This is a genomic window from Sphingomonas sp. LR60 (genome assembly GCF_036855935.1).
Lineage (GTDB): Bacteria > Pseudomonadota > Alphaproteobacteria > Sphingomonadales > Sphingomonadaceae > Sphingomonas.
Genome location: NZ_JASPFK010000001.1, coordinates 2,016,253 through 2,040,100 on the forward strand (window position 1 = coordinate 2,016,253; position 23,848 = coordinate 2,040,100).

Sequence of the window (23,848 nt, forward strand, 5' to 3'; positions counted from 1 at the left end):
TCAACCCGCACGCGCTCTTGGCAAAGCCGAGGACAGCCGATACTTGTCTTACAAAATGACTTAATCGGGAGGATTATCGTGCATCACGTCGGCCAGCGCCGGAGCGCTGTTCTTGTTGCAGCGTTGCTCGCCAGCGTATCGGGCCAGGCCGCCGCGCAGAATGCGCCGGCCGTGCCGCTCCAGCCGCAGATCGATCCGCAGCGTCCCGATTGGGAGAATCCCGGCATCAACTACATCGGCCGGATGCCGGCGCATGCCACCGGCTTTCCGTTCGAGACGCGCGACAAGGCGCTCGCCGGCCATCGCACGAAATCATCGCGCTTCCTGTCGCTGAACGGCCAATGGCAGTTCAGCTTCTCGCCCGATGCCGACAAGCTCCCGACCGGCTTCGAGCGGCCCGATTTCGACGCCTCGCAGTGGAAGACGATCAAGGTCCCCGCCGACTGGCAGACCGAAGGCTATGACCAGCCGCGCTACAACAACATCACTTATCCCTTCCCCGCCAACCGCCCGCTGATCCCGCACGCCACCAATCCGGTCGGCTCTTACCGCCGCACCATCGACCTGCCCGCAGGCTGGTCGGGTCAGGACGTGGTGTTGCACATCGGCGCCGCCGGCTCGGCCTATAAGGTGTGGGTCAACGGTCAGCAGGTCGGCTATTCCGAGGACAGCAAGCTCCCGTCGGAGTTCGACGTCACCCGCTTCGTCAAGCCGGGCGCGAACACCGTCGCGATCCAAGTGTTCCGCTGGTCGGATGGCAGCTATCTCGAGGATCAGGATTTCTGGCGCGTCTCGGGGATCGAGCGCGAGGTCTATCTGATGGCCGCGCCGAAGACGCGCCTGCGTGACTTCTTCGTTCACGCCGGGCTGGACGAGAAGTATCGCGACGGCAAGCTCGCCGTCGATCTGACGGTCGCGCCCGGCGCGGCGGTCAGCGCGCGCTACGTGCTGATGGACGGCGACCGCATCGTCTCGCAGGGCCGCGCGCCGTTGGCCGCCAATGCCGCCGAGCGCAAGACGACGCTCTCCGCCACCGTTGCCGGCGTGAAGCCGTGGAGCGCCGAGACGCCGAATCTCTACATGCTGCTGGTCGAATTGTACGATGCCAGGGGCGCAATCATCCAATCGACGTATCAGCGGATCGGCTTCCGCACCGTCGAGATGAAGAACGGCCTGGTCAGCGTCAACGGCAAGCCGATCACGATCCGCGGCGTCAACCGCCACGAACACGATCCCGAAACCTTCCACGTCGTCAGCCGCGAGTCGATGGAGCACGACATCCAGCTGATGAAGCGCAACAACATCAACGCGCTGCGCACCTCGCACTATCCAAACGATCCGTATCTCTACGAGCTGGCGGACCGCTACGGGCTCTACGTCATGGACGAGGCCAATATCGAGAGCCACGCCTATATGGAGATGGGGAACAACCATCCCCGCGAGCGCAGCAAGTATCAACTCGGTTTCGATCCTGCGTGGCAGTCGGCGCATGTCGACCGCGTCCTCAACATGGTCGAGCGCGACAAGAACCATCCCTCGATCATCTTCTGGTCGCTCGGCAACGAGGCGGGGATCGGTCCGAACTTCGCGACCGCCGGCACCGCCGCGAAGACGCGCGATCCGGGCCGGCTCATCAGCTATCTCGGCTGGGGCACCTATGAGGGCGTGCAGCAGCACCGCCCCAATTGGTTCGCCGACATCTACGCGCCGATGTACGATCCGGTCGCGAAGATGGAGGATTACGCGACCAACTGGAATTACAAGCAGCCGATGATCCAGTGCGAATATGCGCATATGATGGGCAATTCCGGCGGCAATCTGAAGGAATATTGGGACACGATCTACGCGCACCCCGACAAGTTGCAGGGCGGCTTCGCATGGGACTGGGTCGATCAGGCGATGTACCGCTACACCAAGGACGGGCGGCGCTATTGGGGTGACGGCGGCGAATACGGCCCCAACCCCGGTGGCGACATCGAATTCGGCGACGGGATGCTCCAGGCCGACCGCACTCCCAATCCGCAGCTCTACGAGGTCCGCAAGGTCTACGCGCCGGTCCAATTCACCGGCTATGACGCCAACGCAGGACAGCTCACCGTCGCCAACCGCCACGATTTCCTCGGGGCGGACGCCTATGACTATAGCTGGGAAGTGCTGGAGAATGGCGTCGCGGTCGCGCGCGGCACGCTGGCGGCGCCGACCGTCGCCGCGCATCAGAGCGCGCGCGTCGCCCTCGCCCCGACCGGGTTCACGCGCCGCCCCGACGCCGAATATTTCCTGACCGTCAGCTACCGTGCCAAGGCGGGCACCACCCCCGGCCTGGCCGCAGGGACGCTGGTCGGCTGGGAGCAATTCCCGCTGACCGCGCTGCCGACTGCCGCGACCGTGGCCGACAACGGCCCGGTCAAGCTCGACAATCGCGGCGGCACCGTCCGGCTGTCGGCGGGCGAAACCGAGCTGGTGATCGACCGCAAGACCGGGCTGGTCGATCGCTATGCGACCGGTGGCCGGGTGCTGCTGTCGGGTGGCGCGCCCAACTTCACGCGTGCGCTGACCGACAACGATCTCGGCGTCGGCAGCGAGAGGCGCAACATTCCGTGGCAGCGCGCCACCGACGAGCGTGTCGTCGAGGGCATCGATACGCAGAAGCTGCCCGGCGGCGGCGCGGCGGTGACGGTGCGCTGGCTGACCGGCGGCAATGTCGCGCGCTTCTCGACCCGCTACCAGATGGCAGCGGATGGTAGCGTCGCGGTGACGGGCGACTTCCAGCCGCTCGACACGACGCTCGGTGATCCGCTGCGCATCGGCCTCGCCTATGTCACCCCGCGCGACTATCAGGTCGTGCAATGGTACGGGCGCGGGCCACACGAAAGCTACAGCGACCGCAAGACCTCGGCACCGATCGGCCTGTGGCGCGGTGACATCGCGGCGCAGAACCACGATTATCTCCGCCCGCAGGAAACCGGCAACAAGGTCGACGTGCGCTGGATGGAGCTGGTGCGCGGCACCGATGGCGGCCTGCGCGTCACCGGTGAGCAGCCGCTTTCGATGAACGCGCTCGCCTTCCCCTACACCGAGCTGAACCGCCGCACCCCCGGCACGCGCAAGAGCACCGACATCGTCCCAGGCGCGAGCGGCAGCCTGCTGGTCGACGCGGTGCAGTCGGGCGTCGGCGGCGATACCGAGTGGAGCGACTGGGGCCGTCCGCTGGAGCAGTATCGCATCAAGGTCGCCCCGCTGCGCTACGGCTTCACGCTATCCCCGCTCGCCACCGACGCCCATGGCGCCGGCGCCAAGCCCGCCAGCGCGACCGGGGAGGAATAAGGGACCTACCGTCGCCCCGGACGTTAGGCGCGGCCCGCTTCTTCTTGCCGACCGAAGAAGCGGGCCCCCGGGCTCAAGACCAGTAAGGCGCCCGATCACCACCCCGTCATCCCCGCGAAGGCGGGGATTCAGACGAGCAGGTCTATGTGAGGGCCGCAACGTCAGAGGTTCTGGATTCCCGTTTCCGCGGGAATGACGAGGGTAATAGCCCAGCCCCCACCCAAAACCGCTTGCGCGGCACCGATCCGCCACGCGAAACGTTCCCCCGCACGCCGCAGAGGAACCGCAACGATCGTGACCGACCTCCCCGCCGACCCGATCAAGCCCGGCCGCCTGCACGCCGCAGCGCGCTACGGCTGGCTGGCGCTCGGGTTCGTCTTTGTCGCGCTCGGCGTGATCGGCGCGTTGCTGCCGCTGATGCCGACCACGATCTTCCTGATCCTCGCCGCCGGCTGCTTCGCGCGCTCGTCGCCGCGGCTGGAGGCATGGCTGCTCGACCACCCGCGCTTCGGCCCGACGTTGCGCGCGTGGCGGCGTGATCGCGCGATCCCGCGCCGTGCCAAGCTGATGGCATGCACCGGCATCACCATCGGCTATGTTATCTTCCTCGCCACTGCGCGCCCGCATCTGCCGCTCGCCCTTCTCGTCGCCGCCGCGATGGGCGGATGCGCATTGTTCATCCTCTCGCGCCCGACCGCCACCGCATGGCCGGACGCGTAAGGCGCAAGGCCGGGCTCGCCGAAGCCGAAGCGCTCCTGCGCCAAATGAGCACCGCGCCGCCGACATGCGCGCTTTGTGGGCGACCGCTCGGCACCCGTGTCGAGTGGCACCACGTTATTCCGCGCAGCGAAGGCGGTACCGGCACGGTTCCGCTCCACCCCATTTGTCACCGCGCGATCCACGCAGCGGCCGACAATGCCGCCCTCGCCCGCGCCGGCACGCTCGACGCGATCCGCGACCTGCCGTCATTGAGTCGCTTCCTGCGGTGGATCGCCGACAAGCCCGCCGACTTCCACGCCCCCACCCGCCACCGCCGCGACATGTTGCAATAAGGCCATATTGCGGCGCAGCATCCGGACTGTGGCAGCGATGCGGCAGGCTCGTTCATCTTCTCGACAGATTGCGTGTCTTTCCCGCAACACCTCCCGAATTCCCTGCCAAACCGGCGCTTTTTCGCGCAACCAAGCGGGGGAGGCGTGGTTAGAGCAGTCCCCGGCCCGGCCGCACTTGGTGCTGCGACAATCCGGGCAACGAAACTGTATTGAGGTATTTTATGCGTAAGCTCGTTCTTGCGGCCGTTGCCGCATCCGCCGCGTTCGTCGCCACCCCCTCGCTCGCGCAGGATATGTCGACCACCGACACCACCACCGCGACCGCGCCGGATGGCACCCGCGCCTTCGGGATCGAGCCGTATGTCGCCGTGCGCGGCGGCTGGGAAGAGTTCCAGAGCGACAGCGTTCCGGGCGCCCCGCGTCAGAACAAGCTGAACGGTTCGATCGTCGAAGGTCTGGCCGGCGTCAACATTCCGCTCGGGCCGGTGTTCGTCGGTGCCGAAGGCAACGTTGCCAAGGGCGTCTCGGGCGACATCGACTGGCAGTATGGCGCCGCGGGCCGCTTCGGCTTCCGCGCCGGCGACAGCGGCCTGATCTACGGCAAGGTTGGCTACCAGTGGGTGAACTTCGACAAGCGCGTCAACACCGACCGTGACTTCCACGACATGACCTACGGCATCGGCTTCGAAGTCGGCCCGAAGGACATCGGTCTGGGCGGCATCACCAGCAACTCGGGCATCCGTCTGCGCGGCGAAGTGTCGAGCTACGGCTGGACCAACAGCTTCCGCCCGACGCTGGGCATCGTCGCGCACTTCTGATGCGATGACGAAGAGTTTCCGGTCGCCAAGGGAGCACCAGGCGACCGGACCGCACCAGTTGCGTTTCGTGCGGGGAGAAAGGGGCGGGGCCGAAAGGTCTCGCCCTTTTCCATGTCTGAAACTTATCTGGCGCCAGCCAGCAAACGCTAACGCCGCCGCTTGCGCCGCGTCACGGCCTGCGTGCTCAAGACCTCCAGCAACGCCCGGGCGGCTTCGGTCTCCGCCTCCTGCTTGCTGGTCCCCTCCGCGCTCACTTCGTCCTTGCCCACCGTCACCCGCACCGTGAAGCGCGGCGCATGGCCCGGCCCGGATCGATCGACCAGTTCATAGGCGGGCACCGCACGCCGGTTCGCCGCCGCCCATTCCTGCAACGCGGACTTGGGATGTTGCGGGGCCTTGTCGTCGCTATGAATGCGATCCGCCCACAACCGCCGGATCGCGGCCCGCGCCGCATCGAGCCCGGCGGTACGATACAAGGCGCCGAGCAGCGCCTCCATCACGTCTCCGAGTAGATTGTCGCCATGCTGCGCGCCATCGTCCCGCGCTTGCTTGCCAAGCCGGACATGCGCGACCGCACCGATCCCGCGCGCTACTTCCGCACAGACCGCGCCCGTCACCAGCGCATTGAACCGCTTCGACAATTGCCCTTCAGGCTCGTCGGGGAAGACCTCGCTCAGCCATTCCGCCATGACGAGCCCGAGTACGCGGTCCCCAAGGAATTCGAGCCGCTCGTAGCTCTCGCCGGCATGGCTCGAATGCGTCAGCGCGCGAACGAACAAATCGGGCTCGTCGGGCCGGACGCCCAGTACCTCGCCGACCCACGCGGCGACGTCGTCGCCCACGCTCAGAAGCCGTGTCCGATCCGGCTGAACCGCGCCGCCGATACCCACGTCCACGGCTTGATCCATTCCGCTGACCCGTCGGTCGACCAGAAGGTGACCAACGCCTTGCCCTCGATCCGCTCCATCGGAATATAGCCCATGCCCTCGGGCGGTGCGAAGCGGCTGTCGGCGCTGTCGTCGCGATTGTCACCCATCAGGAACACGTCGCCCGCGGGCACGGTATAGACGTCGGTATCGTCGGCGATCGGCAGATTGCCCTGATCGAGCACCTCATAGCTGCGCCCGCCCGGCAGCGTCTCGCGGAAGCGCGGATAGCGGCAGATCGGCTGCCCGCTCGCGTCGACGTCCTGGAACTCCGCACCGCACTTCTCGGCCGGGAAGTTGGGTGTCAGCGGCACGATGAAGTCGGCGACGCGCTGCTTGGGAATCGCCTGGCCGTTGAGGAACACCTGGCCGTTGCGCATCTGGATCGTATCGCCGGGCAGCCCGATCACGCGCTTGATGACGTCATGATCGTCCGGCCCCATCGATCGGAACACCACCGTGTCACCGCGCGTCGGCGTGCTCGCGAAGATCCGGCCGGGGATCAGCGGAATGCCCCATGGCAGCGACCAGCGCGAATAGCCGTAATTCCACTTCGACACGAACAGATAGTCGCCGATCAGCAGCCGCGGCAGCATCGATTCGGACGGGATCGAAAAGGGCGAGAAGATGAAGCTGCGCAGGATGAACACGAACAACGCCAGCTTCAGCAGGAAGCGGACCGTCTCGCCGGTTTCGGAACGCGCGGGCTTGCCGGGGGCAGCAGGGGTGGCCATGAAGCACCGCGTCGCGCAACCGCTCGCCTTCGTCAAGCGGAGCCTTGGCTTGCGCGAACGGTTGTGACCCGCAATTGCTCGGAAGGAAGTTGCACGTGGCGGATTGGTCAAGGATCGAAGCGCTCCCGAAGGAGCGGCTGGAGACGCTGTTCGCGAACGACCCGGATCGGCTGGCGAGACTGTCACTCGACGTCGCCGGGATCCATTTCGACTGGTCGAAGACGCATTTGACCCCCGACGCGGTCGCGGCGTTCGAGGCGCTGGCAAAGGAAACCGATCTCGCCGGCAAGCGCGAAGCGATGTTCGGCGGTCAGAACGTCAACGTCACCGAGGATCGCCCGGTCGAGCACACCGCCGAACGTGGCGAAGGCAAGGACGAGAGCGTTGCCCGCGCCGCTTCCTATCACGCGCGGATGCGCGCGGTGATCGACGCGATCGAGGCCGACGCCTTCGGCCCGATCCGCCACGTCCTGCACGTCGGCATCGGCGGCTCGGCACTCGGCCCGCACCTGCTCATCGACGCGCTCGGCCGCGACAGCGACCGCTACGACGTCGCGATCGTCTCGAATGTCGACGGCATGGCGCTCGACGACGTCTTCGACCGCTTCGATCCCGCGACGACGTTGCTGGTCGTCGCCTCGAAGACCTTCACCACCACCGAGACGATGATGAACGCCGACAGCGTCATCGCATGGATGACCGGCGCGGGCGTCGAAGACCCCTATGGCCGCGTCGTGGCGCTGACCGCCTCGCCCGAAAAGGCGATCGAATGGGGCGTCGACGAGACGCGCATCCTGCCCTTTTCCGAGGGTGTCGGCGGCCGTTATTCGCTCTGGTCCTCGATCGGCTTCCCGGCGGCGATCAAGCTCGGCTGGGAACAATTCGAGGAATTGCTCGACGGCGCGGCCGAGATGGACCGCCATTTCCGCCTGACCGCGCTGCATGAAAACGCCCCGGCACTCGCCGCCTTCGCCGACCTTTATTACACGCAGGTGCGCGGTTGCGAGACGCGCGCGCCCTTCGCCTATGACGAGCGTCTGCGCCTGTTGCCGAGCTACCTCCAGCAGCTCGAGATGGAGTCGAATGGCAAGGGCGTGACGGTCGATGGCCAGCCGGTCGGCCGTCCGACCGCCGCGATCACCTGGGGCGGGGTCGGCACCGACGCGCAACATGCTGTGTTCCAGTTGCTTCACCAGGGCACGCACCTCGTTCCCGTTGAGTTCCTCGCCGTGATCGAAGCCGGCGACACGCTCCCGGCGGAGCATCACCGCCAGTTGCTGCTGAACGCCTTCGCACAGGGTGCGGCGCTGATGCAGGGCAAGCAGGTCGACGATCCCGCGCGCAGCTATCCCGGCGACCGGCCGTCCTCGACCTTGCTGCTCGACCGGCTCGACGCGCGCACGCTCGGCGCGCTGATCGCCTTCTACGAACATCGCGTGTTCGTGAATGGCGTGCTGCTTGGCATCAACTCCTTCGACCAGTTCGGCGTCGAGCTGGGCAAGGAGATGGCCAAGGCCGCAGCGAAGGGCGGCGGCGACTTCGACCCCTCCACCACGGACCTGATCGCGCGCGCCGGTCTGGCGTAAGGGCGCACGACCGATTATGTGTATGGCTCTGCGGAGCCATACACATGCGGACCAATATCGAGATCGACGACGCTCTCATGGCGGAAGCCATGGAAGCGCTCGGCGTGACCACCAAACGCGAAGCGGTCACGGAGGCGCTTCGCCGTTCGATCCGCGCGAGGCGGCAGTTGGATGCCATCCGCGGCCTGCGCGGGCTGGGCTGGGAGGGCGACCTCGCCGACATGCGAACCAGCAAATACATTCCTGAAGGCGAATGATCCTTGTCGATAGCAGCGTTTTGATCGACGTGCTGAACGGGCGCGAAACGTTGCAGACTCGTAGGCTTGAGGAATTGTCGCTGGACGAGCAGGATCTGGCGGTCGGCGATTTGATGATCGTGGAGGTCCTGCAAGGCACGCGAACGAATAGAGCCTTCGAGTTGGCCCGCGCGTACCTGTCGGATTTTTCGCAGCTGCGGATAAGTGACGTGCCGGTGGCCGAGCAGGCGGCCCGAAACTATCGCGCTCTCCGACACCGCGGCATCACCATCCGCAAGACCATCGATACGCTGATCGCAACGCGGCGCATCATGGCCGAAGTGCCGCTACTGTATAACGATCGCGACTTCGACCCGTTCGTCGAGCATCTCGGCCTGCGCTCCGCAATGACGTAGCCTCCGCCCCGTCATCCCCGCGAAAGCGGGGATCCAGACGCGCAGGTTTCTCGATAGAGCCGCAAACGTCGGAGGTTCTGGATCCCCGCCTGCGCGGGAATGACGAGGGAACCCCGCCCTGTCCTACCCCGCCCCGCCCTGCTAACAGCGGCACCATCCGGCGCCCCGCTGGTTCACCATCCAACCCGCGATCGTCTCAACATTCGCAACTTTCGCGCCCCACGGAGCCTGTCCATGTCCGACTTCGACTACGACCTTTTCGTCATCGGTGCAGGTTCCGGCGGCACGCGCGCCGCGCGCGTCTCGGCAGCGCACGGCGCGAAGGTGGCGGTGGCGGAGGAGTATCGCGTCGGCGGCACCTGCGTGATCCGCGGCTGCGTCCCCAAAAAGCTGCTCGTCTACGGCGCGCACTTTGCCGAGGACCTGCGCGACGCGCGTCACTTTGGCTGGGACGTGCCCGACGATTGCGCCTTCAGCTGGCCGCGACTGCGCGACAATGTGATGAAGGAGGTGGACCGCATCAACACCGCCTACACCACCACGATCGAAAGCTCGGGCGCGGAGATCATCCACCAGCGCGCGACCGTCTCCGGGCCGAACGAAGTCACACTCGCCGACGGCACGAAGAAGACCGCCAAGACGATCCTGATCGCGGTCGGCGCGCATCCTGCAATTCCCGACTGCCCCGGCCACGAACACGGCATCACCTCGAACGAGGCGTTCCATCTCGACGGCATTCCCAAGCGCATCCTGATCGCGGGCGCGGGCTATATCGCCAATGAATTCGCGGGCATCTTCCATCAACTTGGCGCGCACGTCATCCTGATGAACCGCACCAAGGAGATCCTGCGCGGCTACGATCTGCAGATCCGCGACCGGCTACTGCAGATCAGCATGATGAAAGGTCTCGAATTCCGCTTCGACGCCGCTTTCCAGGGCATCGACAAGGGCGACGACGGCTGCCTGACCGTCCACATGTCGAACCACGAGCCGGTCACCGTCGACCTCGTGATGTTCGCCACCGGGCGAAAGCCCAACACCCGCGGCCTGGGGCTCGAAACCGCAGGCGTCGAACTCGACGATCACGGCGCGATTACGGTCGACGACGACAATCGCTCGACCTGCGCGTCGATCTACGCGGTCGGCGACGTCACCAACCGCATCCAGCTCACCCCGATCGCGATCCGCGAGGGGCAGGCGTTCGCCGACAATATGTACGGCGGCAAGGCCACCAAGGTGGATTACGAATGCGTCCCCTCGGCAGTGTTCAGCCACCCGCCGCTCGCCGGCGTCGGGCTGACCGAGGCACAGGCACGGCAGAAGCTCGGTTCGGTGAAGGTCTATTCGTCGGACTTCCGCCCGATGAAGAACGTGCTGGCGGGCCGCGACGAGCGCGCGCTCTACAAGATGGTCTGCGACGGCGAGACCGACCGCGTCGTCGGCATCCACATGATCGGCCCGGACGTGCCCGAGATCATCCAGGCCGCCGCAGTCGCGGTGAAAGCCGGGCTGACCAAGGCGCAGTTCGACGCGACGGTCGCGCTGCATCCGACGATGGCGGAGGAATTGGTGCTGCTGAAGTAAACCGTCATCGCGCTCGCTCCTCCGGCATCCCCGCCCCCTTTCGTCATCCCCGCGTAGGCGGGGATCCAGACGCGAAGGTCTTCGCAAGGGTCGCACCGTCAGCGTTTCTGGATTCCCGCCGTCGCGGGAATGACAAAGGCGCCGATCACCCCACGCCGCCACGCCCCGCCGCGATCACCGCCGCCGTCATCCGCGCGAGGCACACCAGCCGCTCCGCCTCGTCGGTCACGCGGATCGTCCAAACCTGCGACGACCGCCCCCGCGCCTCGCTGATCGCGGTGGCATAGACGAAGCCTTCGCCGACCGGCCGCAGATGGTTGGCGTTGATCTCCATCCCCACCGCGGCCGACTGCGCAGGATCGAGCGTCGCCATCGCCGCGACCGACGCGACCGTCTCGGCCAGCGCGACCGATGCGCCGCCGTGCAACCGCCCGTACGGCTGACGCGTGCGCTGGTCGACCGGCATACGCGCGCGCAGCCAGTCGTCACCCGAGGCGACGAACTCGATCCCGAGCAGGCCGGGCATCGAACCTGCACAGCCTGCGGTCAGGGCGTCGAGATCAATGGGGAATGCCAGATGCTCACGCAGTATCTCCGAACGGCAGGATGGTTTCATAACGCGCCAGTGCCGGCGCACCCGGCACGATCGCCTTGTGCCGCAACAGAAAGGCGTGACGAACGATCTCGGCCTGCTGCTCCAGGCCATAGCGTTCCAGCCGCCAGCCGGGACGGATCGCATAATCATAGCGGCAGAACGGATGCCGCTTAAGCGGCAGGAAGATGCCACGCTGATGCTGCCAGATGTGGCACATCTCGTGGATGAACAGCCCCTGTCGATCGAGCGCGGCGGCACCGAAATCCTCGCACCACAGGTCGCCGTGCGGATGAAAGTGGATGCAGCCGCGCGGAGCCATCACCACGTCACGCGGCTGGAAGAATGCCCATTTCCGATTGGCCAGCCGCACCGCCGCATAGTCGATGGCATCGCCGTACATCGACCGTGCCAGCGCGACCTCCGCATCCGTCAGGAATCGCTGGCCCTTTATACCCATAGCTCCGCGAGCAGCGTGATCGGGCTCGTTCCGATGCGCTGGTGACAGGAACGCTCAAGCCACACGACCGACAGCCCGCCGAGCACCACCGGAAAGGCAATGCCCAGCGCCGCGATCATGTCGATCGTCTCGCGGTCGCCAAAATGAAGCACGATCAATGCAGTGATCGCCGCGACCACTAGCTCGGTCAGCAGCGTCAAGACGAACCCGAGGACCGCCGGCGCCCCGCTCCACCGATCGGCCAGTGGGCGAAATCCGGGCTCACTCCGGTGCGACATCGCCCGCCGCGATCACCTTCGCCTCGACCTGCGTCGCCGCACCATCTGCGAAGCGCAATGTCAGCGGCAGGCGCGATCCCGGCGTCACCGTGTGCGGTACGTCGAACAGCATCACGTGCCGCCCGCCCGGCGCGAACGCGACATCGGTCTTGGCCGGCACCGGCACGTTCGCCAGCGACTCCATCGTCACCATCCCGTTCGCGGTCATCTTGCTGCCGTGCATTTCGGCGCGCGAGACGCCTGGCGCTTCGACGCGCACGAGCGTGGTGTCCTTCATCCCGCCGCGCAGCGCGAAATAGCCCGCCGCCGGCCGCCCCGGCACCGCCGCCAGCCGGACATAGCCATCGTTCGCCACCGGTGCGGCGCTCTGCGCCGAACATCCCGCCACGAAGATCGAACCTGCCAATATCAAGCGGCGCATGACCATTTTCCCCATCCGACGCATGGATGTACGGTCGCCCATCGACGCGGGCAAGCGCCGTCGGCTTCGACCTTTTTCGACTAGCCGCGTGTCGCCCGGTCACTTGTTGCGCCGCGCATCCGCATTCTTGGTGCGCAGCGTCGGCGCGGCCGCGGCGGGATCGTCGGGCCAAGGATGACGCGGATAACGGCCGCGCATCTCGCGCGCGACATCGCGCCAGCTCCCCTGCCAGAAGCCGGGCAGATCGCGGGTCGTCTGGATCGGTCGTCCGGCCGGCGAGGTAAGCGACAGCACCAGCGGCACCCGCCGCTCGCCGACCACCGGATGCTCGCCCAGCCCGAACAACGCCTGTACGCGCAACTCGACCGTCGGCCCGGCCTCGGCACCATAATCGATCGCGTGCGTCGATCCGGCCGGGCTGGTGAAGTCGGCCGGCGCCAGTCGGTCGATCTGGCGCAGGGCATCCCAGCCGAGCAACGTGCGCAGCGCCTCGGTCAACGCGCCCGGCGGGATCGCATCGAGCCGCCGCCGCCCGGCGACCAGCGCCGGGAGCCATTCGTCCAGCCGCTCGACCAGCGCTTCATCGTTGAGCGGCACCCCGGCATAGGCCGCGCGCGTTCGCAGCGCCCGCGCCCCCTCCGACCACGGCAGCAGATCGACGCCGTGAGCCCGCACCCCCTCGATCAGCGCCGCCGCCACTGTCGCCGGGTCTGCCTGGCTGTCCAGCCCGCTCGACACGCGGATCGCGCCGATCCGCCGCTCGCGCAATGGCTGGACGCCGCCTGTTGCCGGATCGAACACCGCGGTACGCCGCGTTTCGATCCGCTCGGCGAACAGCGCCTCGAGCTCATCCGCCTCGATCGCGGCACCCGAGAGGATGCGCGCGCCCGCCGCCATGCCCTGCGTTTCCGCGACCGCCAGCCATTCGGCCCGCGCCAACGATGAGGTCGCATCGAGCCGGAACCCCCGCCCGCCCGCCGAGACCCAGCGCTCGCCGCTCGCATCACGCCGCCGCGCGACGCGATCGGGAAAGGCCAGCGCGACGCACGCCGCGATCGTATCGCCACTGCCTTCGCGACCCGCCATCGCCGCCCAGCGCTTCGCCAGCGCCCTCGCACTCTCCGCCTTGGGCGAGCGATCGCCACGCCAGCGTCGCAGCCGGAGTTCGAGGTCGGCATCCTGCCCGCCCAGCCCGCGCTCCTGCAACAGCACTGCGATCTCCGCCGCCAGCCGTTTGTCGCCCGCGCTGAGCAGCATGTGCGCCAGCCGCGGTGTCATCGGCAGCCGTGCGATCCGGCGACCATGCGCCGTCGGCCGCCCATACTCGTCGATCGCTCCCAGCCCGAGCAGTCGGGCGCGCGCTTCATTGATCGCCACTTCCGGCGGCGGGTCGATCCATCGGAGCGCACGTGGATCGGCGACGCCCCACAAGGCGCACGCCAGCACCAGCGCCGACAGATCGGCCTCGAGGATCTCGGGCGGGTCGAAGCGTGGGATGCCCGCCGTCGCGGCCGCTTCCCACAAGCGATAGGCCACGCCCGGCGACTGCCGTGCCGCGCGGCCGGCGCGCTGGGTCGCCGCGGCCTGGCTCGCGCGCTCGGTCACCAGCCGGGTCATGCCGGCGGCGCGATCGTAGCGGGGACGGCGTGCCAGTCCGCTGTCGATCACCACGCGGATGCCGTCGAGCGTCAGGCTCGTCTCCGCGATCGAGGTCGCGAGCACCAGCTTGCGTGCGCCATCGGGTTCGCCGCGGATCGCCGCGCGCTGCGCCGCCGGATCCAGACTGCCGTGCAGACGGTGCAGGCGCACGCCGGGCAGGTCGCCGATCCGCTCGGCAGTGCGCTCGATCTCGGCGACGCCGGGCAGGAAGGCGAGCACCCCGCCCAATTCCTCGGCCAGCGCGCGCCGGACGGCCGCCGCCATCGCATCCTCGATCCGCGCCTCGGCGGCCCGGCCAATATGCCGCAGTTCCAGCGGGTGGCTACGCCCCTCGCTCTCGATCACCGGCGCATCGTCCATCAGCGCGGCGAACCGCGCGCCATCCAGCGTCGCGGACATCGCCACCACGCGAAGGTCGGGCCGCAGCCCGGCCTGGGCATCGAGCGCCAGCGCCAGCCCGAAATCGCCGTCTAGGCTACGCTCGTGCACTTCGTCGAACAGGATCGCCGACACGCCGGTCAGCTCCGGATCGTCCTGCAACCGTGCTGTCAGGATGCCCTCGGTCACGACGGTGACCCGCGTCGCCGCCGAGCGTTTGGTGTCGAGCCGCGTCGCATAGCCGAAGGTGCGCCCGACCGGCTCGTCCGCCTGCGCCGCCATCCGCTCGGCCGCGGCGCGCGCGGCGAGCCGGCGCGGGCTGGTGACCAACACCTCGCCCGTGCACCACGCTTCACCGATCAGCGCGGGCGCCACCGCGGTGGTCTTGCCCGCCCCCGGCGGCGCGACCAGCACCGCCGACGACCGCTCGCGCAAGGTGGCGAGCAGGTCGGGCAGCACGGCATGGATCGGCAACGACGTCACGCGCGGGTCTGTGACAGATCGCCACGCGGTTGAGAACCGTTGCCCCACACACCGTCGTCCCTGCGCAGGCGGGGGCCTATGGCTGCAGAGTGAGAGTAAGACGCTGACACAAAGGCGACGCGCCCGTGTCCAAGGTTAAATCCTGACGACAAAGACATAGGCCCCTGCCTGCGCAGGGGCGACGCCTTACACCCCCGCCGTGATCGCCTTCAAATCGACGATCGGCCGGGCGCCGAAATGCTGGATCACCTCGGCTGCGCAGATCGCGCCGAGCGTCAGCGACGCCTCCAGCGACTTGCCCTGCGCCTGCCCGTGGAGGAAGCCCGCCGCGAACAGATCGCCCGCGCCGGTCGTGTCGACCACCTTGTCGATCGGCTGCGCCGGAACCACGACACGCTCACCGCCAGCGACCGCCATCGCCCCGCGCTCGGCCAGCGTGACGACGACCAGCGGCACCTTTCCCTGCACCGCTGCGACCGCCGCATCGACCGTATCGGTCTGCGTCAGGAACATGATCTCGGTCTCATTGGCGAACAGCACGTCGATCAGCCCCTGATCGATCAGCGCGTGGAAGGCGTCACGGTGGCGGTCGATCACGAACTCGGCCGACAGCGTGAAGGCGACCTTGCGCCCCGCCCCGCGCGCGATGTCGATCGCGGCGCGCATCGCGGCGCGCGGCTCTTCGGGGTCCCACAGATAGCCTTCAAGATACAGATAGCGCGCATCGGCGATCAGCCCGGCGTCCAGCGCCTCGGCCGGCAGATAGTGCGACGCGCCCAGGAACGTATTCATCGTGCGCTGCCCGTCGGGCGTCACGAAGATCAGGCAGCGGCCGGTCGTCGGTGCACCGGCGCGCGATGCCGTGTCGAACCGGATGCCCGCCGCGCGGATATCATGCGCGAACACCTCGCCGAGCTGATCGTCGGCGACCTGCCCGAGGAACGCGCACTGGCTGCCCAGCGCCGCCATCCCGGCGATCGTGTTCGCGGCCGACCCGCCCGAAACCTCCTGCCCCGGCCCCATCTTCGCATAAAGCGCGTCGGCTTCCTCCGGCGAGAAAACCAGCGCCATCGCGCCCTTGGTCATGCCGTTATCGGCGATGAACGCGTCGGTAGCGGGCGAGAGGATGTCGACGATGGCATTGCCGATCGCGACCACGTCATAGCGGGGTTCGGTCAAGATCACGGTTCCTGGCAGCGGGGAAAGCGCCCGACTAGAGCGCGGTCGCGGCTTGCGCAACGGCCAAGCGAGGCGCATCGCACGACGATGGTGCGCGCATTCTGGCTTTCGGTGCAGCAACTCGGCGACCCTGCGATCCTGCGCGTGCTCGCCCTGTCGCTGGCGATCACGCTCGGTGTCTTCGTCGTGCTGGGCGCGGGCGCGTGGTGGTTGATCGACACCGCGCTGAATGGCGTGAGCTGGCATGGGACGCTTGCCGGAGTAGCGGCCACGGCGCTGACGTTGCTCGGCGGATGGCTGCTGTTCCGCGCGGTGGCGATGCTGGTCGTCGGACTGTTCGCCGACACGATCGTCGAGGCGGTCGAGCGGCGGCATTATCCGCAGGCGTTGACCAGCGCGCACGCCGTATCGCTGGCGCGCGGATTGCGGATGGGGCTCGCGTCGGCCGCACGGTTCATCGCGGTCAACCTGCTCGCCGCGCCGGTGTATATCGGATTGCTCGTCACCGGCGTCGGCACCGCGGCAGCCTTCTTCGTCGTCAATGGCTGGCTGCTTGGCCGCGATCTCGGCGAAATGGTCGCGGCGCGTCATCTGCCGGCTGCGGCGATGCGAGACTGGCGCGCGGCGACCGCCGGTCGGCGCTTCGCGCTGGGGCTTGCCGCGACCGGGCTGTTCGTGGTTCCGCTCCTCAACATCCTCGCGCCCGTGCTGGGCGCGGCGATGGCGACGCACCTATTCCACGGAACCCGCCGATGAAGCCTTTAGCCTCCGCCGCGCTGCTGCTTCTGCCCGTGCTCGCCGGATGTGCGACCACTACCGCACAGCGTCCCGCAGTCGCGCGTGCGGTCCCGGTCGCGCTGCCGACGCTCGGGCTGGAGGCGGTAATGGGGCAGGATGCCGCACAATTGACGCGCAGCTTCGGACAACCCGACGCCGACGTTCGAGAAGGGACGGCGCGCAAGCTGCAGTTCTCGAGCGCGATCTGCATCCTCGACGCCTATCTCTATCCCACCGCCGCTCGCGCCGAGCCGCGCGTCACCTGGGTCGACGCACGACAGCGCGATGGCAGCAGCATCGATCGCGCCAGTTGCGTCGCCGCGCTCACCCGCCGGACAGGCGGCCGATAGCGCAAACATCGTCGTTGAGCGCGCGCGCTACTGCCGCTAGCATGCGGAAAACGGGTGGGGATTCGTGATGGCACCGGCGCAGCTCAGCGTCCTCTTCTTCATGCAGCTGTTCGCGATCGTTGCGGTATCTCGCGGCGTCGGATGGCTGGCGAAACGCTATCTCGGCCAACCGCAGGTCGTCGGAGAGATGATCGCGGGGGTGCTGCTCGGGCCGTCACTGCTCGGGCTGCTCGCGCCCGAATGGCAGACGTTGCTGTTCCCGAAGGAGACGCGGGGGCTCCTCTATGCCGTCGCGCAACTCGGCGTCGGGCTGTACATGTTCATCGTCGGGCTCGGCTTCCGCGCCGATCATTTCCGCAGCAACGCACGCAGCGCCACCGCCGTCTCGCTGTCGGGAATGCTCGCGCCGTTCGCGGTCGCGGTCGTGCTCGCGCCGTGGCTGCGCTCGATCCCCGGGCTGTTCGGCCCGACCGTCACAGCGACGCAGGCCGCCTTGTTCACCGGCGCATGCATCGCGATCACCGCCTTCCCGATGCTCGCGCGGATCATCCACGAGCGCGGCCTGTCGGGCACGCCGCTCGGCACGCTTTCACTCTCCTCGGGCGCGATCGACGATGCCGGAGCGTGGACGGTGCTTGCCGTCGTGCTGGCGACCTTCGGTGACGGGGCCGGCGTCGCGATCAAGGCGATCGGTGGCGCCGCGATCTTCGCGGTCGTGGTGCTGGGCGTCGGACCGCGGCTGCTGCGACCGCTCGGCGCACGCGCCGAGCGCACCGGGGTCGTCGGTCAGACCGAGACCGGCATTGCGCTGATGCTGTTCCTGCTCGCCGCCTTCGCGATGGATGCAGTCGGGATGCACGCGGTGTTCGGAGGCTTCCTGCTCGGCGTGGCGATGCCGCGCGGCGCGTTTGCGGAGGGGTTGCGGCGGCAGCTGGAGCCGATGACCGTCCTGCTGCTGCTGCCCTGCTTCTTCACCTTCAGCGGGCTGAACACGCAACTGGCGCTGGTCGCGGACCCGGCGCTGCTCGTCGTCACGCTGGTCGTGCTCGCCGCGTCGATCGTCGCGAAGGGCGGCGCGTGCTGGGCGGCAGCGCGGCTGACCGGGCAGGACAATGCCACCGCGCTCGCCGTCGGCGCGCTCATGAACGCGCGCGGGCTGATGGAGCTGATCATCATCAACATCGGGCTGGCGCGCGGCATGATCGGGCCGGCGCTGTTCTCGATGCTGGTGCTGATGGCGATCGCGACGACCTTGATGACGTCGCCGTTGTTCGAGATTGTCTACGGTCGGAGCGCCCGCGCGCGCGGTGAATTGGGTGCGCTGGGCGAGGAAGACGCAAAACCCGCTTCGTCTCAGGCGCTCTCCTAGGGTCTGTACTCAGTCGCAACAAGGTCGTGGCGGAGCGGATTTTGGCGCCAGGCCAGGAGCAAGGAGGGAGCGATGCCAAAGCATCGTGACCGAGGCGCGACGCCGCATGGCGCCAAAATCCGCCCGCCGCTTTGCGGTCGCCCCTGGAAGACCGCCCAGCATCGGCGCTTGCTTGCGGGTAGCGCAGCTACCCGACTGCGCTTCGCTCCTCGTGGGCGGCCTTACACGGGCGATCACGATCCTTGTTGCGATTGAGTACAGACCCTAAGCCCGAACCGGCGCGACGTCCGTCACTTCAAAGACTGATGTTGCGCCGGCGCATTTCGACCTCGGCCATGTCGCGCAACGGCGTCGGATCACGGTCTGAAAAGATGTCGGCGAAGTCGAGAAGATCCTCGTCATCGAGTGCGATGATGGCCGCCTCTACGGCAGCAAGCCGCGCGAATGCTCGCTCGGTTTCGATCGCGCGGCGCTTCTCTCGTACTCTCAGCATACGAGACTGCTAGCAGGATTTGCCAAAATGCGAAGTGCTCCGTGTCGATCTACGCGTGTGTCTCCGCCACCGCGGGACATTAAGCACGTTCGCGAGACAAATACCTGACGATCAAAGGCTTTTAGTAGTTTGACAGTGTTTGTCGCTTACCAAGCATCCAGCGAGAGGGTTGACATGGGCAGCCTCGGAAGAAGGGGATGCACATGGATGCCGCCGGGATTGTCGCGCATGTCGGCCGCAAGGGACTGGGCTTCGCCCTGACCGACAGCGCCGGAGAGCTGGTTGCCAGCAGTATGCGGCGATATGGGTCCGAGCAGAATTCGAGCGTTTCGGGTGCGCTTTCGACGTTTCAGCATGACTCGAAACTGGCACGCCTGCCCGCCAATCTGGCGATTGCCGTCGCCGGGCTGCCGCGCGGTGACGCGATTTCGATCACTCACACGCGCTGGTATGTGTCGCGGTCGGGATTGCAGGCCATGCTCGGGCGCCCGCCGCTCATCCTCAACGATTTCGAAGCCGAGGCCTGGGCGCTCGGCGATCATCGCAACCACCGATTGCTTCCGCTCGGCGCGATCCCCGGCGTCTGCCTGCAACGTCCCGGCACCTATTGCGTGGTCGGGATGACGTCGGGGCTAGGCGTGTCGGTGCTCGTCCATGACCCGGATGGCGGCGTGAACGTCCTCGCCACTGAGGCCGGACATGCCGGCTTCGCCCCGGCATCGCGGACGATGGCCGATCTCGTCGCCGCGATCTTCCCGGATCGCTATCCCGTCGTGGCCGAGCATCTGATCTCCGCCAACGGCCTCGTCGCCATCTACAACGAACTGGCGCGCGCGCAGAAGCTCGAGAAGAGGTTCACCAAGCCCGAGGATATCACGCGCCTTGCCGGCATCGATCCGCTGGCGCGCAAGGCGTGCGAGCTATTGTGCGAAGCTTTCTGGACCTACACGAGTGGGCTCGTGCTCAGCTTCGGCGCTTGGGACGGCGTGATCGTCACCGGCAAGCTGGCGGTCGCGCTACGCGAGATCCTCGCGCTCGGGTCGATGGCGGGGGTCTTTCAGGGAACCGGCAAGTACATGCGGCTTCTCGCATCGGTGCCGCGCTCGGTGACCGCGCTGGAGCATGGCGAACTCAGCGGCGCCGCACGCGCGCTGGCCCATCATACGAGCCGCGAGACAAGCCCGTCGCGACCATCGGAGCGACCAGGCGGCGTCCCGAGCTTCCTGCGCCACACCGAGCGTTCGCCGATCCTTCCATTATAATCCCGCGCGATCGATCATGGTCGCGATCTCGGCCGGCAAGGTCGCATCCTTCTTCGGCAACAGCCGATTGAGCGCCGTCTGCACGCGCGTCCGCGCGACTTGATAAGCCTTGTGCCGGATTGCCCGCGTCGCATTGGTACGCCACGACGAACTCTCGCCAAGCAGCGCTTCCCATTTCGCTTCCTCCGCTTCGAGGATCGACAGCGCCTGACGAAGCCCATCGCGGCGTCCGCGCGCATAATCATCGGTGATCGGCGGCTTTTCCATCGCAGCGCTTCATCGACCACGCAGCGCCGCTTGGCAACGGCCGGGATCGCCACGGCTGCAGCCGGAGGTTTGACGACGCTCCGACACGGGCCAGTCCGTGCCGCACCGTCGATCGCTCATCGCGGGAAGCCGTAGCGCCACGACATGCTTCATCGAAGCGGAAGCGTCATCTCGTCTGAACTTGGACCGTCATGCCGGGCTCGTTCCGGCATCCACCATCCCGCAAACACGCCAGCAATGCTTCTGCGGAACAGTCGATCCCGGCGTGTGATCCATCCAAGCTAAAGCGTCACCCCGGCGAAGGCCGGGGCCAGTGGCCGCCGCCGCCTCGGGCGCGATCTGTTCGGGAGCGGCCTGCACCACCGGCGGCGCTGCGGGCACCGGCTCGGGGGTCCGGACGATATTGTCCTGAGCCCGGTTCGGGTCGAGCGTCGGCGGTATCACTTGCGGCGGCAGCGCCTGCGCCTCGAGTTCGTCGAGTACCGCCGATGCGACATAGCGATCGACCAGGCAGGCAAAGCCGAGGCGCTCGAGCGCGCAAATGAAGGCTTCCGGCGACTGGAAGACACCGTCGCGTCCGCAATGACGCAGCAGCGATTCATAGTAGAGCGTCGAGCCGGGGCCGCTGTCGACGATGGGCTGCCAGTGAAGGGACAGGCAGCGCCTGTCTTTGATCTTGACCGCCGCCTCGGGCAGCAGCAGCGGCAGCAACTCGGCGGCCAATGCCATGTCGTCGCGATAATGCGCCGCCGCCTCGACGGTATCTTCGATCGGAAGCCCGCCGAACGCGAACAGCCGCCCGTTCTGCACGGTCGAGACGTCCCAGTCTCCGGAAAGCCAGACGCAAAGCTGACCAGCGTCGGTTTTCACCGGACGGCGCATCATCGCAGAACAGAAGGTCGGAAACCATGCCAGGATCAGAGCAACGACGACGTCATCGCCGAACTCGAGGTCGTCGCCAAAGGTTGCCGCCAGCACACCATTCGGCCGCTGCGCGATTCGTGCTGACGACGGAAGTGCCTGACCAAGTCTCCGCGCGACTTTCGCAACGACGTCCTCAGCGACATCTTCGCCGTAAGCATGGGAAATATGGGTGTGATTACAAATACGTACAGTAAGCCTGATCGGATCTGCATTGGCATGACGGACACTCAGGCCCGGGCCGAAGGTTCGCGCCATCGCACGAACAATATTCTGCCACCCCGTCTTCATCATCCCCGCTTCCCCCGCGGGATGTCTGTCAAGTCATCACGCAGATGACGATTTATTGTAGATTATACTTGCAGGCAAGTTTGTAATTTTTTCAATAGCTAGTTTGTAGGTAGACATTGAAGTTATTGGAGATTTTTTACTCTACTCTTTTGAGCATCATCAAATACTACGAAATTTATTAACTAGGTTAGCGTAAATTGAGGGATTTGCTGAATTTATGCCGATATTTCAGATGCTTAGTGCCATTAGTGTCTTGAGGTTTTACCGCGATACATGGACAATACAACGTCCGTTCTTCAATACATACCACAGTCGTAATCATCCTCAGTGACGAGGTCTATACGTTCTTGATAGTCTTTATCAAAGGCAATCCGTATGAGGTCATGTGAATAATGACATAAAGAACGCTTAGCGTCATGGCGACGGCCACATTGGCGCCAAGTAACACTGCAAGGATCTGATTAGACACGGTTATCATGACGCCGAGCCCGTCGTCCTCGGCCAAGACACGCGCAGCCTCTGTAGCCACCCAAGCTTCGATCCAGCCGCACTCGTCCTCACCGGCAAGCATGGCACGCCGCCACCTATTGCGAGATCCCTCGCATTCCTATATGTCGCCGCGCCGGGGGAAATCATCATGAAGACGTTCACAGGCGGCCTGCTGGCAGCAGCGGGCCTGTCGCTCGCATCGACCGTTCACGGCGCGCTGCCTGGCGCCATCGGCGTACCTGTCGGATCGCCCGCACCGGACGCGACCGGGCAGGAGGTCGTCGTCACCGGCCGCGCTTCTCCCGCTCCGAAGGCCGCGGATGACCGCTACAAGCCGACACCCGACGCCTCGACGTTGCGCAGTGCCGCCGATCCGCTCGACACACCGCAAACGGTCAACATCGTCCCCGCGCAGGCGATCCGCGACCAGCGCCCGCGCTACCTCGACGATGTGCTGACCAACGTCAGCGGCATCACGCAAGGCAACACGTTGGCGGCGACGCAAGACACCGTGCTCAAGCGGGGCTTCGGCGGCAATCGCGACGGATCGGTGATGCACAACGGAATGCCGCTGGTGCAGGGACGCGCGTTCAACGCCGCAACGCAAAGCGTCGAGGTGCTGAAAGGCCCGGTGTCGCTGCTCTACGGCATCATGGATCCGGGCGGGGTCATCAACATCGTCTCGAAGAAACCGCTGCTTGACCCGCAATTGACCGTCGCGCTGACCGGATCGAGCTATGCGGCGGCGCGCAGCGGCCTGGAGGCGATGGCCGACCTGACCGGCGCGATCGCCGGCGATCTCGCTGCGCGGCTGGTGCTCGATCATCAGGACGAGGACTATTGGCGCAATTACGGCACCCGTCGCGACACGCTGATCGCCCCGTCGCTCGGCTGGTACGGGGCGGCGACCCAGGCGGTGCTCTGGTACGAATATCGCCGCTTCGATTATCCGTTCGACCGCGGCACCGCGCTCGATCCGCGCACTATGCAGCCGCTGGCGGTGCCGCGCCGCCGCCGGCTCGACGATCCCAACAACCGGATGACCGGCGACAGCCACCTCGTCCAGCTCGCGCTCGATCATCGGCTGGGCGGCGGATGGGCAGCGCATCTCGCCGCCAGCCTCAACAGCGAGCGCTACGACGCCGGGCAGTTGCGAGTCACCGGCGTCAACGTCCAGCGCGGCACGTTGACGCGCAGCAACGACGCCACGCTCGGCGCGCTGAGCACCGACGCCTATCTCCAGACCTATATCGACGGCGGCTTCGACGTGGCAGGAACACGCCACGCCGTCATCTTCGGCGCAGAGGGCGAATACCGCCGTTACTACCGCCGCGACCTGATCCGTCAGGCGGTGCGGAACACGTTCAGCTATCTGGCCCCGCTCTATGGCCGCGAGCCGTTCCCGACCAGCGTCTCCGCGACCGACAGCGACCAGACCGATCGTCTCTACAACTATTCGCTGTTCGGGCAGGATTCGATCCACGTCGGTGAACGCTGAACCCT

Annotated in this window: 25 protein-coding genes; 13 read left to right on the forward strand and 12 right to left on the reverse strand. The window is 66.6% G+C overall.

What is annotated here, in order from left to right; all coding sequences use genetic code 11:
- Window positions 1–78 precede the first annotated feature (78 nt).
- From QP166_RS09365 to QP166_RS09380, 4 genes are all read left to right on the forward strand, one after another.
- A complete protein-coding gene (locus QP166_RS09365; RefSeq protein WP_333915671.1) occupies window positions 79–3,324 on the forward strand; it encodes a glycoside hydrolase family 2 TIM barrel-domain containing protein in 3,246 nt (1,081 codons plus the stop codon).
- Window positions 3,325–3,618: 294 nt separating this feature from the next.
- Window positions 3,619–4,044 (forward strand): YbaN family protein, encoded by a 426-nt coding sequence (locus tag QP166_RS09370; protein WP_333915672.1) that lies wholly within the window; start codon window positions 3,619–3,621, stop codon window positions 4,042–4,044.
- 44 nt (window positions 4,045–4,088) lie between these two features.
- A complete protein-coding gene (locus QP166_RS09375) occupies window positions 4,089–4,376 on the forward strand; it encodes an HNH endonuclease (protein ID WP_333917308.1) in 288 nt (95 codons plus the stop codon).
- A gap of 221 nt (window positions 4,377–4,597) precedes the next feature.
- Entirely contained in the window at window positions 4,598–5,194 is a 597-nt protein-coding gene (locus tag QP166_RS09380; RefSeq protein ID WP_333915673.1) for an opacity protein, read from the forward strand.
- 146 nt (window positions 5,195–5,340) lie between these two features.
- On the opposite strand, the gene rnc is transcribed toward QP166_RS09380, so the two are convergent.
- Entirely contained in the window at window positions 5,341–6,036 is a 696-nt protein-coding gene (gene rnc / locus QP166_RS09385) for a ribonuclease III (RefSeq protein ID WP_333915674.1), read from the reverse strand.
- A gap of 2 nt (window positions 6,037–6,038) precedes the next feature.
- On the reverse strand, window positions 6,039–6,854 hold the full coding sequence (gene lepB / locus QP166_RS09390; RefSeq protein ID WP_333915675.1) for a signal peptidase I: 816 nt from the start codon (window positions 6,852–6,854) through the stop codon (window positions 6,039–6,041).
- A gap of 95 nt (window positions 6,855–6,949) precedes the next feature.
- Between lepB and pgi the strand changes: the two genes are divergently transcribed.
- The 4 genes from pgi (at window position 6,950) to gorA (ending at window position 10,676) form a co-directional block, all read left to right on the forward strand.
- On the forward strand, window positions 6,950–8,440 hold the full coding sequence (gene pgi / locus QP166_RS09395) for a glucose-6-phosphate isomerase (protein WP_333915676.1): 1,491 nt from the start codon (window positions 6,950–6,952) through the stop codon (window positions 8,438–8,440).
- A gap of 44 nt (window positions 8,441–8,484) precedes the next feature.
- Complete coding sequence (locus QP166_RS09400) at window positions 8,485–8,697, forward strand: type II toxin-antitoxin system VapB family antitoxin (protein ID WP_333915677.1); 213 nt, start codon at window positions 8,485–8,487, stop codon at window positions 8,695–8,697.
- Window positions 8,694–9,092 (forward strand): type II toxin-antitoxin system VapC family toxin, encoded by a 399-nt coding sequence (vapC, locus tag QP166_RS09405; RefSeq protein WP_333915678.1) that lies wholly within the window; start codon window positions 8,694–8,696, stop codon window positions 9,090–9,092. Before QP166_RS09400 ends, vapC begins: the two co-directional genes overlap by 4 nt.
- Window positions 9,093–9,326: 234 nt before the next feature.
- Entirely contained in the window at window positions 9,327–10,676 is a 1,350-nt protein-coding gene (gorA, locus tag QP166_RS09410) for a glutathione-disulfide reductase (RefSeq protein WP_333915679.1), read from the forward strand.
- A gap of 145 nt (window positions 10,677–10,821) precedes the next feature.
- On the opposite strand, the gene QP166_RS09415 is transcribed toward gorA, so the two are convergent.
- The 6 genes from QP166_RS09415 to QP166_RS09440 all read right to left on the reverse strand — a co-directional run bounded on the left by QP166_RS09415 (window position 10,822) and on the right by QP166_RS09440 (window position 16,126).
- The gene (locus QP166_RS09415) at window positions 10,822–11,202 is read right to left on the reverse strand and encodes a hotdog fold thioesterase (RefSeq protein WP_333915680.1); all 381 of its coding nucleotides are present in this window, start codon (window positions 11,200–11,202) and stop codon (window positions 10,822–10,824) included.
- 55 nt (window positions 11,203–11,257) lie between these two features.
- Entirely contained in the window at window positions 11,258–11,728 is a 471-nt protein-coding gene (locus QP166_RS09420) for a vgr related protein (protein WP_333915681.1), read from the reverse strand.
- Window positions 11,719–12,006, reverse strand: a complete 288-nt coding sequence (locus QP166_RS09425) for a hypothetical protein (protein WP_333915682.1) — start codon at window positions 12,004–12,006, stop codon at window positions 11,719–11,721. The genes QP166_RS09420 and QP166_RS09425 overlap by 10 nt, the downstream gene beginning before the upstream one ends.
- Complete coding sequence (locus QP166_RS09430) at window positions 11,990–12,427, reverse strand: copper chaperone PCu(A)C (protein ID WP_333915683.1); 438 nt, start codon at window positions 12,425–12,427, stop codon at window positions 11,990–11,992. Before QP166_RS09430 ends, QP166_RS09425 begins: the two co-directional genes overlap by 17 nt.
- Before the next feature lie 99 nt (window positions 12,428–12,526).
- Entirely contained in the window at window positions 12,527–14,947 is a 2,421-nt protein-coding gene (gene hrpB / locus QP166_RS09435) for an ATP-dependent helicase HrpB (protein ID WP_333915684.1), read from the reverse strand.
- Window positions 14,948–15,133: 186 nt separating this feature from the next.
- Window positions 15,134–16,126 (reverse strand): adenosine kinase, encoded by a 993-nt coding sequence (locus QP166_RS09440; RefSeq protein WP_333915685.1) that lies wholly within the window; start codon window positions 16,124–16,126, stop codon window positions 15,134–15,136.
- 87 nt (window positions 16,127–16,213) lie between these two features.
- Between QP166_RS09440 and QP166_RS09445 the strand changes: the two genes are divergently transcribed.
- From QP166_RS09445 to QP166_RS09455, 3 genes are all read left to right on the forward strand, one after another.
- Window positions 16,214–16,882 (forward strand): EI24 domain-containing protein, encoded by a 669-nt coding sequence (locus QP166_RS09445; RefSeq protein WP_333915686.1) that lies wholly within the window; start codon window positions 16,214–16,216, stop codon window positions 16,880–16,882.
- On the forward strand, window positions 16,879–17,253 hold the full coding sequence (locus QP166_RS09450; protein WP_333915687.1) for a hypothetical protein: 375 nt from the start codon (window positions 16,879–16,881) through the stop codon (window positions 17,251–17,253). Before QP166_RS09445 ends, QP166_RS09450 begins: the two co-directional genes overlap by 4 nt.
- A 67-nt stretch (window positions 17,254–17,320) precedes the next feature.
- On the forward strand, window positions 17,321–18,622 hold the full coding sequence (locus tag QP166_RS09455; RefSeq protein WP_333915688.1) for a cation:proton antiporter: 1,302 nt from the start codon (window positions 17,321–17,323) through the stop codon (window positions 18,620–18,622).
- A gap of 295 nt (window positions 18,623–18,917) precedes the next feature.
- Here QP166_RS09455 and QP166_RS09460 read toward each other — a convergent pair whose 3' ends face one another.
- Window positions 18,918–19,115, reverse strand: a complete 198-nt coding sequence (locus QP166_RS09460; protein WP_333915689.1) for a hypothetical protein — start codon at window positions 19,113–19,115, stop codon at window positions 18,918–18,920.
- A 203-nt stretch (window positions 19,116–19,318) separates the two neighbouring features.
- Here QP166_RS09460 and QP166_RS09465 point away from each other — a divergent pair, with 203 nt between their 5' ends.
- The gene (locus QP166_RS09465; protein ID WP_333915690.1) at window positions 19,319–20,377 is read left to right on the forward strand and encodes a glucokinase; all 1,059 of its coding nucleotides are present in this window, start codon (window positions 19,319–19,321) and stop codon (window positions 20,375–20,377) included.
- On the opposite strand, the gene QP166_RS09470 is transcribed toward QP166_RS09465, so the two are convergent.
- The 3 genes from QP166_RS09470 to QP166_RS09480 all read right to left on the reverse strand — a co-directional run bounded on the left by QP166_RS09470 (window position 20,372) and on the right by QP166_RS09480 (window position 22,427).
- Entirely contained in the window at window positions 20,372–20,644 is a 273-nt protein-coding gene (locus QP166_RS09470; protein WP_333915691.1) for a hypothetical protein, read from the reverse strand. The two genes, QP166_RS09465 and QP166_RS09470, sit on opposite strands and share 6 nt — an antisense overlap.
- A gap of 189 nt (window positions 20,645–20,833) precedes the next feature.
- Window positions 20,834–21,859, reverse strand: a complete 1,026-nt coding sequence (locus QP166_RS09475) for an EAL domain-containing protein (protein ID WP_333915692.1) — start codon at window positions 21,857–21,859, stop codon at window positions 20,834–20,836.
- 334 nt (window positions 21,860–22,193) lie between these two features.
- Window positions 22,194–22,427 carry a hypothetical protein gene (locus tag QP166_RS09480; protein ID WP_333915693.1) on the reverse strand — a complete coding sequence of 78 codons (234 nt, stop codon included), beginning with the start codon at window positions 22,425–22,427 and terminating at the stop codon, window positions 22,194–22,196.
- 66 nt (window positions 22,428–22,493) lie between these two features.
- Between QP166_RS09480 and QP166_RS09485 the strand changes: the two genes are divergently transcribed.
- Window positions 22,494–23,843, forward strand: coding sequence for a TonB-dependent siderophore receptor (locus QP166_RS09485; protein ID WP_333915694.1), 1,350 nt, complete (start codon window positions 22,494–22,496; stop codon window positions 23,841–23,843).
- Window positions 23,844–23,848: the final 5 nt, after the last annotated feature.